The following is a 13,757-nucleotide window of genomic DNA, read 5'->3' on the forward strand; positions in this document are numbered from 1 at the left end:
ATGAGACAAATTTTTAGTGACAAAAAAATTGATGCGTCGCTGTTTTTGCAAATGGAAAACTTAATGTATGCCCTTCTAAAAGAAGACGATGCCTATCTTGAGTATGGCTACAAAGCATACTACGACGAAATTGAAAAAAAGGTTGTCATTAGTCACTTTTGGGATGATCGAAAAGAAGAGGATACAGTAATCGGATTAAAAAGCGAAGTGTTTTTAAAAGCACTTGGCAATAAACATTACTCGGACATGACTTTAATTCGCTCTTACGCAATCGAATTACAAGAATCTCCTCTAAAAAAGTTTTTAACACAATTATTTGTTCTATTAGAAGATTTACGTGTCGAGGAAATCGTCAAAAGTTTACGTCCTGGCACAAAGCATATTTTTAAGCGCCGAAAAGAAATGTACCGCAATTACTTTGGCTCACAAAATGAAATAAATCGCGTTCGTAACTATCACGGTGATCGTCTATTTTGTCTATGCTATCTTTCATTAACGAGCGATAAATATGAAATGTTTAATAATGAATATTTTGAGCAAATTGAAACGATTTTACATGAAACATTCCAAACTCGTAATACGGAAGATATTATGTATATTGTTGAAAAAATTCGTTATCGCCTAGAAAGTCTTCTTGAAACTGATATGATTAACAACTATTTCGGACATGCTCCGCTTTATTTATCTGTTATTGCAGATGAAAAGAACTGCCGCGTCGAAGAATTAGCAAATGATGATACTCAAATCATAGATGATGACGATAATAAAAACAAAATGGATGAAAGCTTCTCCACATGGCATCGTGAAAATAAAAATAACGAAAACGAGAACTTTTTACGCTTCGAATTAGAAAGCGGCACAAAAACAAACATGATGGGTGATACGGCTCGCGAATCAGACGATGGTGATCAAGCACTTGGTTCTGTACAAGGTACTTCTCAAAAAAGTACGCAATCTAACTTCGATGGTGCTGATACAGAAGAAGCAAGAGCTTCTCACGCTTCTAGTCAGAACGAAGGCGTATACGGCAAATATAATGTCGGTGCCTCTCATACGTTTAAAGAAGCCCGTAAACCAAATCCTGATGAGAAAAAAGATTACCAAGTCATCAAATCAGTCGTTAATAAAGATGTAAAAGAATTAAAGAAAATTATCGAAAAAACGATTGAAAACAAAACGAATGCAAATAGTGATAAATATTACGGAAGACTTCGTAAAAAATTCCTTCGTATTTATACAGAAAAACAGCCGCGCATGTTTTATAAAAAGGGACAAGAATCTCAAGAACTTGACGTTGCATTCCAACTATTAGTTGACTGCTCTGGCTCTATGTATAACAAAATGGAAGAAACGAAAAAGAGTGTTGTACTATTCCATGAAGCTTTAAAATCTTTAAAAATCCCACACGCTATTAGCGGATTTTGGGAAGATGCTTCTAGTGCTAAACCTGAAGATAAACCGAACGTTATCCATGAGGTTGTGACGTATAAAAACTCAACATTACCAAACGTCGGTCCAGAAATTATGCAACTTCGTGAAGAAGAAGATAACCGTGACGGGTATATTATTCGTATCGTTTCTGAAAAGCTTGCGAAGAGACCAGAAAAGCATAAATTCTTACTTGTCTTTACAGATGGTGAACCTTCTGCACTAGACTATCAACAAGACGGAATTTTAGATACACATGAAGCTGTCAAACTCGCTCGTAAAAGTGGAATGGAAGTAATCGGCATATTCATCGAAGAAGGCGAAGCGAAAGAAGCAACGTATCAATTGATGAAAAACATTTATAACCATCACTTCTTAGTTGCAAATCATGCTGAAGATTTACGCCTGAAGATTAAACCACTATTGAAGAAGCTATTACTGAAAACGATTGAATAGAAAAAAGGAGCTCATTTGGCTCCTTTTTCTTTATTCACTTACTTTGTTTCTGGTTGAAACTTGTATGGAATGGCTACTTCTAATAATAATTCGAACCCTCCATCGTAGTATGGGAATCGCTCGTTCGCGATTTTTCTATCCACCCACTCGATTGCGGAGATTTCTCCTTCATCTTCTGCACAAAGTTCACCTGTTACTACATTTACTTGGAATGTAAAAAATAGCGCATGATTCCCTGATTCTTCAAAGAATTTTTCATTGATCGCAACAAGTCCTCCTGGCTCAGCTGTTAATCCTGTCTCTTCTTTCACTTCTCTTACTAGTGCTTGCTCTAATGTTTCGCCTTTTTCAACAGCCCCGCCTGGTAGTGACCAAACATTTTGTTCTACATTATGTACCATTAATATTGTATCTCTTTTTTCGTCATGTATTAGTGCATATACGACATCAACTCTTTGCATGTTGCTCTTTTCTCCCCTCTCAAAAAGAACGAAGAGCCAATTCCTAAGAATCGGCTCTTCCTATTAATTCATCACTAACTCAGCTGTGAGCTTTTTTTTTAACTTAGCCAGCATGTCAGTTGTCATTTTGTCTAAATCATATTCTGCTTTAAAGCCCCACTCTTTCATTGCTGCTGTTGCGTCAATAGAGTTTGGCCAACTGTCAGCGATTGTTTGACGAGCTGGGTCTACTGCGTAATCCATTGTAAAGTTCGGGATGTGTTTACGAATTGATGCTGCGATTTGCTCTGGCTCAAAACTCATTGCTGTAATGTTGAACGCATTTCTATGCACTAGTTTACTTGGATCAGCTTCCATTAATGAAATGATCGCTTGTAAAGCATCTGGCATATACATCATATCCATGTACGTTCCTTCAGCAATGTATGAGGTGTATGCACCTTTTTTAATCGCCTCATAATAAATTTCAACTGCATAATCAGTCGTTCCGCCACCAGGAGGAGCTACGTAAGAAATTAAGCCTGGGAAACGCACACCGCGCGTATCAACACCGAATTTTTGATAGTAGTAATCACATAATAATTCTCCTGCTACTTTGTTTACCCCATACATTGTAGTAGGACGCTGAATTGTATCTTGTGGTGTATTATCTTTTGGCGTTGATGGGCCGAATGCACCGATAGAACTTGGCGTGAAAAACTTACAGTTTAATTCACGTGCTGCTTCTAATGCATTTACAAGTCCGCCCATATTTAAATTCCAAGCAAATAACGGATTTTTTTCTGCAGTTGCTGAAAGTAAAGCCGCTAAATGAATAATTGTATCCACTTCATTACGCTTTGCAATATCATGTAATTTTTGTCCATCTGTTACATCTAACGTTTCAAATGGACCTGACTTTACTACATCGCTATCCGTTTCACGAATATCTGTTGCAATAACGTTTGATGCACCGTATACATCACGAAGTTTCATTACTAGTTCAGAACCAATTTGCCCTAAAGAACCGGTTACTAGAATTTTTTTCATTTTCCCCACTCCTCATTTGCAAGCTATTCAAAAGATGTCGTTACTTAAATGATACCCATTTCTTTCCCTACTTTTTCATACTTACGAATTGCTTCATCTAACATTTCTTTCGTATGAGCTGCTGTAGGCATATTACGAACGCGTCCTGTTCCTTTTGCTACAGTTGGGAACACGATAGATTTTGCGTATACGCCTTCTTCGTTTAGACGTTTACTAAATTCTTGTGTTAATACTTCGTCACCAATAATACAAGGTGTAATTGGCGTTTCACTTTCTCCGATGTTAAAGCCAAGTTCTTTTAACCCTTGTTTTAAATAGCGACCATTTTCCCATAAACGATCGTGCAACTCTGTGCTTTCCATTAAGATTTCAATTGATCTCATACAAGCAGCTGCATCGGCTGGTGTTAAAGCTGTCGAGAATAAGAATGGACGTGAACGCACTTTTAACCAATCAATTAAGTTTTGTTTCCCAGCTACATATCCACCAATTACCCCAATTGCTTTTGATAATGTACCAATTTGGAAATCAACTTTATCAGAAAGGCCGAAATGTTTTACAGTGCCTGCACCTTTGCCAAGTACACCTGAACCGTGTGCATCATCTACATATGTCATTAAATCCAGCTCTTCTGCAATTTCAACAATTTCTGGTAATTTTGCAATATCTCCATCCATTGAGAAAACACCATCTGTAATAACCATTAATTTATTGTAAAGACCTGATTCTTTTGCCTCGATTGCTTTTTTGCGTAAATCTTCCATATCAGAATGCTTATAAACGATGATTTTCGCTCTTGATAGACGACTACCATCAATAATGGATGCGTGGTTTAATTCATCTGAAAGAATTGCATCATTTTTATCCATAACAGCTGAAATCGCTGCCATATTACAGTTAAATCCTGATTGATAAGCAATTGCTGCTTCTGTATGTTTAAACTTTGCAATTGTTTCTTCTAATTTGATATGCAAATCTAAAGTACCGTTAATTGTACGAACAGCTCCTGCTCCAACGCCGTACTTATGAATTGCACCAATTGCTGCTTCTTGTAAGCGATTATCAGTCGCTAATCCAAGATAGTTGTTTGAAGATAAGTTAATATATTCTTTTCCGCCAATTGTAATAATCGGTCCATTTGGACTTTCAAGCGGATCAATTACGTTATAAAGCCCCTTTGATTTTAAATCCTCTAAATTTTCTTCTAAAAATTTTGCAAGTGTTTTACTAGACATCGTGAAGCCTCCCATCGTTCATGTAAGCGAATTATTGTCTTAATAGTTCTAATAATCCCTCTACTAGCTTAACACGTTTTCAGAATTTATTATAGAAAAATAGTTTAAAGTAACCGCTTACAATTCTAGATTATATATGATTCATTCCAAGAAATCTATCATTTACTTTTCATATTTGATAGAATAAAAAAAATATTTAGGGGGGCTTCAAACATGGCATTCACAGAATCTGATGTATATAATAACGAATCATTTTTTGAACAATATATGAAACGAAGATATCGAGAAAATAGCCCGAATGAATCAATTGAAAAGCCAGCATTCTTTCAGCTCATTGGTAATGTGCAAGGAAAGCAAATTCTCGATTTAGGTTGTGGTGATGCTAATTTTGGTGTTGAATTATTAGAAAATGATTGCCACTCTTACACCGGCATTGAAGGCTCTCAACTTATGTATGAAAAAGCTACAAAACACCTAGAAAATAAAAATGGTACTGTCCATTTTATAAACCTCAAAGACTACACATACCCTCCTTCTACTTTCGATTTAGTGACATCTAGACTCGCCTTACATTACATTGAACATCTTGATATTATTTTTCAAAATGTGTACAAAACTTTAAAACCAAATGGAACTTTTATCTTTAGCGTTCAGCATCCCGTTATTACCTCTTCATTTGAAAGCTTGCGAACGGATGGTAAAAGAACTAGCTGGCTCGTCGATGATTATTTTAAAACAGGGAAACGAGTTGAGCCGTGGATTGATCAAGAAGTTATTAAATATCATCGGACAATTGAACAATATTTTACATTATTGCAACAAGCCGGATTTACAATTACAAACTTAAAAGAAGCTTCACCAAATCGAAATTGTTTTCAGAGTGAAGAAGAATACGAACGCCGCTTACGTATTCCCCTCTTTCTATTATTTTCTTGTGAAAAATAAAAAAACGATGAATCACTCATCGTTTTTTTATTATCTCATCGCCTGAATAGCCTCTTTAACTATACGTCTTCCTCTTCCATGCGGGATACAGAGTGGTGTCCCAAATAACGGATCAGTACTTATTTGACACTCCATACGGAATACATCACGAACTAATTTCTGGTCAACAACTTCTTCTGGCTTACCTTGCGCATATATTTGTTTATCCTGAATGGCTACAATGTTGTCTGCATAACGGCATGCCAAATTCAAATCGTGCAATACCATAACAATCGTTCTTTGCTCTGTTTCGTTTAATTCAAATAATAAATCTAACACTTCAATTTGGTGAGTCATATCTAAATATGTAGTCGGCTCATCCAGTAAAATAATATCGGTATCTTGTGCAAGAGTCATTGCAATCCAAGCACGTTGACGCTGTCCACCTGAAAGGGCATGAACATCACGCTCAGCAAATTCTGTCATACCCGTTGCAGCAAGCGCTTTTTGTACCATTTCCTCATCTTTTTCTGACCATTGCTTCAGCCATGTTTGATATGGATAACGCCCTTGCTTTACAAGTTGTAATACTGTCAGTCCTTCCGGCGCTTGTGGCCCTTGCGGTAAAATTGCCATTTGACGAGCAATTTGCTTCGTTTGCATACTTTGAATCGCTTGATTGTCTAACAAAATGTCACCGGTTGTTGGCTTTAATAATCTAGCTAGTGAACGTAATAAAGTTGATTTTCCACAACCGTTAGAACCGATAAAGATTGTAATTTCCCCTTTTGGAATTTCTAAATTCAACTCATCAATAATAATTGTTTCGCCATAAGACAGTGTCAAGCGTTTCGTCTCCAATGCTTTTTGCATATTCATCTCCCTTTATGAATTCCCATTTTTATAAAATAAATAAAATACTGCGCACCAATCGCTGATGTAAATACACCTGCTGGAATTTGTAGTAACGTAAAAAATGTATGTCCAATTAAATCCACGACAAGTACTCAATCTATAGCCACAATTAAATGCCTTGGCAGACGCACATTTTGAATAATAATCTGTTCATTAGCACCATTAAAATAATACTTACAAAAATACAAATACAAACTGCAATGATTCAAAAAAATAAACCAATCCATTTTGCTTCACTTTTTATAATATGCAGTGCTTTTCCTTCAATATAATGATACGTTTTTAGTGTATTTCAACTTAATTCTTATTGTCAATGATAATGAGAATTACTTTCAATTCCTTCTGTTAATTAATTGATCACTGCGAACTTACTACTAGACTTCATAAAAAAACGCCTTATTAAATAACATTCTCTAACTAGCTCCCTCTTCTTGGGGCTAGTTGTTTTTCTTTCACTGAAATGTCACATTATTTCATTTTGTATTTTTATTCCCAATATGTTATATTATAAAAGTAAATAAAATATATTTTCTTTATATCAGAATAGATGTTTTAATCTAAATTTTCTGATTAATCACTATTTTATTTTCTTTTAGAATTCAAATACTACATTTGAAAACGCTTATTATATAGTTTTCAGGGAAAAATACAATAACGGTTGAAGAAAAAATGAATTATTTCAGAAATTTTCTTTCTATTTCCATATAATTCTATTGACTTCTAAATATTTTGTAAATTAAAATGATTACATAAATATCCGTTATACAGGATTAGGGGGAAACAAAAATGGATGCAGCTTTAAAATTAGACAAAGCTGGAGAGCAACAATCACCAAAGAAACATCCACCAGGGTTGTATTTGTTGTTCTTAACAGAAATGTGGGAAAGATTTAGTTATTATGGAATGCGCGGCCTTTTAGTTCTTTATTTAACAACTGCTGCTGTTAGTGGCGGGTTAGGGTTTGATAAGGCAGTCGCAGTGCAATTATATGGTACTTTTACAGCCGCAGTATATTTCATGCCAATTATAGGCGGATGGCTAACTGATCATTATATTACAAGACGTCATGCCATTACTCTCGGCGGAATTATTATGGCAATTGGTAACTTTGTACTATTCTCAATGAATACAAAAACAGGACTATTCCTTGGATTAATACTATTAGTTATTGGTAATGGATTCTTCAAACCAAATATTTCTACACTGTTAGGTGAATTGTATGGTGAAAATGATTCACGTCGTGACAGTGCATTTACTATCTTCTATATGGGTATTAACGTAGGTGCTTTCTTCGCTCCACTTATTTGTGGATTTTTAGCAGAAGATTTCTTTAAAACAAGCGCTAATGGCGTTATTGTTATGGGATATAAATACGGATTCTTAGCAGCTTGTATCGGTATGATTATTGGACAAATTGTTTTCAACTTATTAGCTCCTCGTTACCTTGGTAAAGCGGGAACAACAGTTGTCGGTAAAAAATCAAAAAATCAACCTGTAATCGAAAAGAAACCTTTAACAAAACAAGAGAAAAATCGCACTTGGGCAATTGTAATTTTAACTTGTTTCGTAGTATTCTTCTGGGCAGGATTTGAACAAGCTGGTAGTTCTCTAACACTTTATACAAATAAATTTGTTGATCGTACAATTTTCGGTTGGGAAGTTCCAACATCTTGGTTCCAATCAGTTAACCCAGCATTCATCGTACTACTTGCACCATTCGTATCTATGCTATGGTTAAAACTTTCTAAAACAAAACGCGGTGATTTAAAAGTGCCAACAAAAATGGCATTTGGTATGATTTTACTAGGTATAGGTTATCTTGTTTTAACATTAGCAGTTCTAAAAACTGGAAGTAATGAAGCAGATATAACTGTAAAAGCAAACTTATTATTCATCGTTATCACTTATCTCTTCCATACAATTGGTGAGTTATTCTTATCACCAATCGGTCTATCAATGGTAAGTGCCATCGCTCCTGTAAAATTAGCATCGTTACTAATGGGAGTATGGTTAGCTGGTACGGGTATGGCTAACTGGCTAGCTGGTAAACTTGCTTCCTTTACACAATCATTAGGATACCTTGAAGTATTTGCAAGTATCGGTATTATCGTTATCGTCTTAGGACTTGTACTCCTTCTCTTCTCTAAAAAAGTTGCGAGTATGATGGAATAACACAAAAAAGACGCTTCTAAAATTAGAAGCGTCTTTTCTATTACTTCTCTTCTAAAGCCGTCACATCCACGTGAACACTTTCTTCAGGATTAGATACATCATACACTTGAGCAATTCCCCTCTGCTCGTCACAGCTCTCAATCCATACTGGTACTCCCTCATATGTAACATCAATTCTACTTGAAGAAGATAATATCTGTTTCACACGTTTTACATCCATACTGTTATTCCTCCTTTTACTTATTGCACTCCTTTCTATCTTTTCATTTCCCTTTGGAATATATTCCGTAAAGTAACACTTTGATCGGTAGCCTTTTCCCCCACGTACTAATATTTACTCTCTCAAGCGTTACCATTATTATTTACTTCAAATAAAAAAAGACGTATATTTCACACGTCTTTTTCCATAATATTCAAAAATTAAGAAAATAATGTTTTTACTACTTCACTTACTTTATCATTATGAATTTGATAATACACTTCTAACCCGCGTCTCTCAAAGCGCACTACTTTATTTTGCTTTAATTTCGTTAAATGCTGTGAAACAGTTGATTGTGGGATTTCTAACACCTCTTGTAATTGTGTTACATTACATGTTCCACGTTGCATTAGTTCCATTACTAGACGTAGACGAAGTGGATGAGCTAATGCTCTTAACATCTGTACGTCTTCTTCTGAAATACGACAGTCAAATTGATTTTGGTTCATAAAGTTCCCCTCATTTTCGTTTTTATTTTCTTATTATTTATTTATATATCTGTTCTTATATTTCCTGTTACGACATAACTTTATCAACCTATAATGCTGAAAAATTTTTCCTCCTTTTATCAGCACACAGTTCAGGAAAAAATCCCTGCTGATTTTGAATATTATACTATATGATATAAAGAAAAAGCAAAACAAAGGGATAGTAATACTTTGCTTGCAAATGTTGATTTATCAGCCTTTTTGTTATATTTTCACCTTACTGAAATGTACAGTAATGATATTGTAAAATACCGTCTATAATTGATAACCTATCGTAAAGTAATTTGACCATATTTAACCTCTTTGTTACGATAAAAAGGAAATTTAAGTAAGGAGGAGGATGTAATATTAAAAAGTGGTTTATTGTTATTTTCATTAGTATTGCAATTGGCTGGACTATTATCCATAACTTCCTATTAGACAAAAAAGAAGATATAAATTCAGAATCAAACATTCCAATTGGAACTGAAACTGGTAATATCGCCCCTAATTTCCTCCTAGAAACAACAACTGGTCAAGAAGTTCATCTTACAGACTATAGAGGAAAAAAAGTAATATTGAACTTTTGGGCAAGTTGGTGTGGTCCATGCAAAATAGAAATGCCTGATATGGAAAGGTTTTATCATAATACCAAGGATAAAGGAATTGAAATTGTCGCTGTAAATGCAACAGCTACTGAAAAAGACCCGAGCAATGTAAAACAATTTCTTGAAGAAAACAAATATACCTTCCCCGTCCTATTAGATCAGAAAGGACAAGCAGGTGCCGCATATCAAATCATCAGCATTCCAACATCTTTTATTATTGATACAAAAGGTGTCATTCAATATAAGCATGTAGGACCAATGACATATGAAAAAATGAAAGAATATGCAAATAATTTATAAAAGCGTACTCAAATCGATTTGAGTACGCTTTTTGTCTACTTTATGAACAAAATTTTACTTTTAATACTATTATGGAATAATTATACTTTTTTACGTTGACAATAGTGTTGAAGGGGAATATACTAAGCATGTAAGTTGATTGTGAATGGTTTCACAAATAATGTGAATTTCTTCACATATAATAGATAGGAGTTGTCATTATTATGAGTACTTGGACACAAATTTATGACCCGTTAAACAATATTTGGTTATCTGCACTAATCGCTGCACTCCCAATTTTTTGCTTCATTATTTGTTTAGTGGGATTCAAAATGAAAGGTTACATGGCTGGTCTTTACAGTGTAATTGTTGCTATTATTCTTGCTATATTTGTTTATAAAATGCCTGCAACTGTAGCAGTAGCATCTGCCGGATTTGGTGTTTTATCTGGATTTTATCCAATTTGTACTATCGTTATCGCAGCTATCTTCCTTTACAAATTAACTGTTAAAACAGAACAATTCAATGTCATTCGTGATAGCATTTCAAGTATTACAAATGATCAGCGTTTACAAGTATTATTAATCGCTTATTCTTTCGGTGCTTTCTTAGAAGGCGCAGCTGGTTTCGGTGTTCCAGTTGCTATTACAGCTGCATTACTTGTAGGTATGGGCTTTAATCCATTAAAAGCAGCAGGTATTTGCTTAGTAGCTAATATCGCTGGTGGTGCTATGGGTGCTATGGGTATTCCAGTTACAGTACCTGCACAATTAACTGGGCTAGATGCATTAACTGTCGGTCGTCAAGCAGTTTACATTTTGCCATTCATTAGCGTTGTTTTACCGTTCTTACTTGTTTCAATGGTAGATGGAATTAAAGGTATTAAAGAAACTTGGCAAGGTATTCTTGTAAGTGGTGTTTCTTTCGCAATTACTCAGTTCCTTGTAACTTACTTCTTAGGCGCTGAACTTACTAATATTTTCGCAGCAGTCGTAAGTATGGTCGCTCTTGCATTATTCTTACGTGTTTGGCAACCAAAATCTTCTGCTAAAGAAGAAAAACAAGAAGAAAAAGAATCTCATACATTCAATCAAATTTTATATGCTTGGTCTCCATTCGTATTCTTAACTGCATTTGTAACAATCTTTAATTTAAAACCAATTAAAGCTTTATTTGCTCCGGATGGTCCATTGGCAAACTTAGTATTTAACATTCAATTCCCTGGTCTTCATAATCAAGTTATAAAAACTGCACCAATCACAAAAGCTGATACACCTTTCGCAGCTATTTTCAAACTAGATGTATTCTCTTCTACAACTACTGCGATTGTATTAGCAATTATCGTTTCACTTATCGTCTACCGTGTAAACGGCAAAATGATCAAAGAATTAATGATTGAAACAATAAAAGAATTAAAAGTTCCAGTATATACAATTTGTAGCGTTATCGCTTTAGCTTACGTAGAGAACTACTCTGGTATGTCATCTACACTTGGACTTGCATTCTCTTCTACTGGAAATGCATTCCCTATTCTTTCTCCAATCTTAGGATGGATTGGCGTATTCATTACGGGTTCAGTAGTATCTAGTGGTTCACTATTCGCACCACTTCAAGCAGTAACTGCCGATCAATTAAACATCGTCCCATCTACTCTCGTTTCATTAAACGTAGTTGGTGGTACAATAGCAAAAATGGTTTCACCACAATCTGTAGCAGTTGCTTGTGCGGCAGTTGGACTAGTTGGTAAAGAATCTGCTCTATTTAAAATAGTGATGAAATATAGTTTAATCTTCTTAGCTATTATTAGCTTACTTCAATTAAATTCTGTATTTAATATCTTTTAAAAATAAAACACCGATCCAAATGGATCGGTGTTTTTTACATTACATTTTTTTATCCCGCATTAACGGGCAGTAAAACTCCCACCTCATAATTCGGCGAATACGAGGGAGTTAGGTGGGAGATCAACTGCCCGTAAAAGCCCGATTGGTTCAACTAATAATCAGTGGGGGATGTCCCCCACTGATTAAAGTTTCACTTTATTCTTTAATAAAGAAGCTCCAGCAATTTCAGGATGCGTCATTTCATATGGATCCAAAATAATATCCAATTCTTCAGCTGTCAGTACACCATGTTCTAAACATAACTCCCTAACAGATTTTCCTGTTTCAATTGCTTCACGTGCAATACGAGATGCTGCTTCATAGCCAATATGAGGATTAACCGCTGTAATAATCCCAACACTTTTCTCAACATATTGCTTCAGCAATTCTTCATTCGCTGTAATTCCTTTAATACAATATTCACGGAATACACGGAATCCGTTATTCATAATACTGATAGATTGAATTAAATTAAATACAAGTACAGGCTCCATTACGTTTAACTCTAATTGTCCTGCTTCTGACGCTAAACAAATTGTATGATCGTTTCCGATTACTTGGAAAGCAACTTGGTTAATTACTTCTGCCATAACTGGATTTACTTTACCTGGCATAATAGATGAACCTGGCTGACGAGCTGGTAGTTGAATCTCCGCCAATCCAACTCGTGGACCAGATGCCATAATGCGAAGATCGTTTGCAATTTTAGACATATTCATCATACATACTTTTAGCGCTGCAGATACTTCTGTGTATGCATCTGTATTTTGCGTTGCATCAACTAAATGCTCTGCACCAACAAGAGGGAATCCACTAAATGTTCGTAAATGTTTTACCACTTGTTCAATGTAAGTAGGATTTGCATTTAATCCTGTACCAACAGCTGTCGCTCCCATATTCACTTCATATAAATGTTGACGAGACTGTTTAATTCTTTTTATATCACGCTCAAGCACTCGGCTATACGCTTCAAATTCTTGTCCAAGACGAATCGGAACTGCATCTTGTAAATGTGTACGTCCCATTTTAATTACGTGATCAAACTCTTTTGCCTTATCACGAAAAGCAGAGTGAAGTTCTTCCATTGTAACAAGTAGTTCTTTTAGCATCATAAGAGTTGCAATATGAATCCCCGTTGGGAACGCATCATTTGTCGATTGTGCCATGTTCACATGAGTATTTGGGCTAATTTTCGTATACTCACCTTTTTCATATCCCATGCGCTCTAACGCTCTGTTAGCAATGACTTCATTTGTATTCATATTAATTGAAGTCCCTGCCCCGCCCTGAATCGGATCTACGATAAACTGATCATGGAACTTTCCATCAACAATCTCTTGTGCAGCTTCTGCAATTTCTTGTCCGATATCTTTAGCTAAATATCCTGTGTCCATATTTGCGAGTGCCGCCGCTTTTTTCACAATTGCCATCGCTGTAATGAGTGACGGATGAATGCGATACCCTGTAATCGGAAAGTTCTCTACAGCACGTAACGTTTGTACGCCGTAATAAGCTACATTCGGTACTTCCTTTTCACCTAAAAAATCTTTTTCGATACGTATATCCTTCGTTGCTATCATTTTTCATCACCTATACTGTTCATTCTAAATCCTTATTTGAAAATTCCCCCTATAAAAATAC

General features: G+C 35.3%; 13 protein-coding genes. 5 read left to right on the forward strand and 8 right to left on the reverse strand.

The annotated features are described in order from the left end of the window. Nucleotides 1–1,884 (forward strand): vWA domain-containing protein, encoded by a 1,884-nt coding sequence (locus ACTFQM_RS21900; protein WP_440036256.1) that lies wholly within the window; start codon nucleotides 1–3, stop codon nucleotides 1,882–1,884. A gap of 38 nt (nucleotides 1,885–1,922) precedes the next feature. Here ACTFQM_RS21900 and ACTFQM_RS21905 read toward each other — a convergent pair whose 3' ends face one another. The 3 genes from ACTFQM_RS21905 to ACTFQM_RS21915 form a co-directional block, all read right to left on the reverse strand. Next, nucleotides 1,923–2,345, reverse strand: coding sequence for an NUDIX hydrolase (locus ACTFQM_RS21905; protein ID WP_440036257.1), 423 nt, complete (start codon nucleotides 2,343–2,345; stop codon nucleotides 1,923–1,925). A 63-nt stretch (nucleotides 2,346–2,408) separates the two neighbouring features. Beyond that, a complete protein-coding gene (locus ACTFQM_RS21910; protein WP_440036259.1) occupies nucleotides 2,409–3,374 on the reverse strand; it encodes an L-threonine 3-dehydrogenase in 966 nt (321 codons plus the stop codon). 44 nt (nucleotides 3,375–3,418) lie between these two features. Further along, on the reverse strand, nucleotides 3,419–4,609 hold the full coding sequence (locus ACTFQM_RS21915; protein ID WP_002174837.1) for a glycine C-acetyltransferase: 1,191 nt from the start codon (nucleotides 4,607–4,609) through the stop codon (nucleotides 3,419–3,421). 213 nt (nucleotides 4,610–4,822) lie between these two features. Here ACTFQM_RS21915 and ACTFQM_RS21920 point away from each other — a divergent pair, with 213 nt between their 5' ends. Further along, on the forward strand, nucleotides 4,823–5,554 hold the full coding sequence (locus tag ACTFQM_RS21920) for a class I SAM-dependent methyltransferase (RefSeq protein WP_440036260.1): 732 nt from the start codon (nucleotides 4,823–4,825) through the stop codon (nucleotides 5,552–5,554). A 30-nt stretch (nucleotides 5,555–5,584) separates the two neighbouring features. Here the strand turns inward: ACTFQM_RS21920 and ACTFQM_RS21925 are convergent, their stop codons facing one another. Next, nucleotides 5,585–6,406, reverse strand: coding sequence for an ABC transporter ATP-binding protein (locus ACTFQM_RS21925; RefSeq protein WP_327903112.1), 822 nt, complete (start codon nucleotides 6,404–6,406; stop codon nucleotides 5,585–5,587). Between the two features lie 2 nt (nucleotides 6,407–6,408). Further along, a complete protein-coding gene (locus tag ACTFQM_RS21930; protein WP_269431809.1) occupies nucleotides 6,409–6,531 on the reverse strand; it encodes a hypothetical protein in 123 nt (40 codons plus the stop codon). A 703-nt stretch (nucleotides 6,532–7,234) separates the two neighbouring features. Here ACTFQM_RS21930 and ACTFQM_RS21935 point away from each other — a divergent pair. After that, nucleotides 7,235–8,620 carry a peptide MFS transporter gene (locus tag ACTFQM_RS21935; RefSeq protein ID WP_440036262.1) on the forward strand — a complete coding sequence of 462 codons (1,386 nt, stop codon included), beginning with the start codon at nucleotides 7,235–7,237 and terminating at the stop codon, nucleotides 8,618–8,620. 40 nt (nucleotides 8,621–8,660) lie between these two features. Here ACTFQM_RS21935 and ACTFQM_RS21940 read toward each other — a convergent pair whose 3' ends face one another. Together ACTFQM_RS21940 and ACTFQM_RS21945 are read right to left on the reverse strand one after the other, a co-directional pair. Next, nucleotides 8,661–8,840, reverse strand: a complete 180-nt coding sequence (locus ACTFQM_RS21940) for an acid-soluble spore protein H (RefSeq protein WP_025149782.1) — start codon at nucleotides 8,838–8,840, stop codon at nucleotides 8,661–8,663. A gap of 200 nt (nucleotides 8,841–9,040) precedes the next feature. Next, a complete protein-coding gene (locus ACTFQM_RS21945) occupies nucleotides 9,041–9,328 on the reverse strand; it encodes an ArsR/SmtB family transcription factor (protein ID WP_001075217.1) in 288 nt (95 codons plus the stop codon). A gap of 518 nt (nucleotides 9,329–9,846) precedes the next feature. Here ACTFQM_RS21945 and ACTFQM_RS21950 point away from each other — a divergent pair. Further along, on the forward strand, nucleotides 9,847–10,254 hold the full coding sequence (locus ACTFQM_RS21950) for a TlpA disulfide reductase family protein (RefSeq protein ID WP_440036320.1): 408 nt from the start codon (nucleotides 9,847–9,849) through the stop codon (nucleotides 10,252–10,254). Nucleotides 10,255–10,457: 203 nt separating this feature from the next. Beyond that, entirely contained in the window at nucleotides 10,458–12,077 is a 1,620-nt protein-coding gene (locus ACTFQM_RS21955; protein ID WP_440036264.1) for an L-lactate permease, read from the forward strand. 182 nt (nucleotides 12,078–12,259) lie between these two features. On the opposite strand, the gene aspA is transcribed toward ACTFQM_RS21955, so the two are convergent. Continuing rightward, a complete protein-coding gene (gene aspA / locus ACTFQM_RS21960) occupies nucleotides 12,260–13,696 on the reverse strand; it encodes an aspartate ammonia-lyase (protein WP_265624056.1) in 1,437 nt (478 codons plus the stop codon). Nucleotides 13,697–13,757: the final 61 nt, after the last annotated feature.

This window comes from Bacillus cereus group sp. MYBK30-2, from assembly GCF_051915945.1.
Classification (GTDB): domain Bacteria; phylum Bacillota; class Bacilli; order Bacillales; family Bacillaceae_G; genus Bacillus_A; species Bacillus_A paramycoides.

Coding starts and splice junctions, on each gene's coding strand:
- ACTFQM_RS21900 (WP_440036256.1), top strand. CDS start 1: ATGAGACAAATTTTTAGTGACAAAAAAATTGATGCGTCGCTGTTTTTG.
- ACTFQM_RS21905 (WP_440036257.1), bottom strand. CDS start 2,345: ATGCAAAGAGTTGATGTCGTATATGCACTAATACATGACGAAAAAAGA.
- ACTFQM_RS21910 (WP_440036259.1), bottom strand. CDS start 3,374: ATGAAAAAAATTCTAGTAACCGGTTCTTTAGGGCAAATTGGTTCTGAA.
- ACTFQM_RS21915 (WP_002174837.1), bottom strand. CDS start 4,609: ATGTCTAGTAAAACACTTGCAAAATTTTTAGAAGAAAATTTAGAGGAT.
- ACTFQM_RS21920 (WP_440036260.1), top strand. CDS start 4,823: ATGGCATTCACAGAATCTGATGTATATAATAACGAATCATTTTTTGAA.
- ACTFQM_RS21925 (WP_327903112.1), bottom strand. CDS start 6,406: ATGCAAAAAGCATTGGAGACGAAACGCTTGACACTGTCTTATGGCGAA.
- ACTFQM_RS21935 (WP_440036262.1), top strand. CDS start 7,235: ATGGATGCAGCTTTAAAATTAGACAAAGCTGGAGAGCAACAATCACCA.
- ACTFQM_RS21940 (WP_025149782.1), bottom strand. CDS start 8,840: ATGGATGTAAAACGTGTGAAACAGATATTATCTTCTTCAAGTAGAATT.
- ACTFQM_RS21945 (WP_001075217.1), bottom strand. CDS start 9,328: ATGAACCAAAATCAATTTGACTGTCGTATTTCAGAAGAAGACGTACAG.
- ACTFQM_RS21955 (WP_440036264.1), top strand. CDS start 10,458: ATGAGTACTTGGACACAAATTTATGACCCGTTAAACAATATTTGGTTA.
- aspA (WP_265624056.1), bottom strand. CDS start 13,696: ATGATAGCAACGAAGGATATACGTATCGAAAAAGATTTTTTAGGTGAA.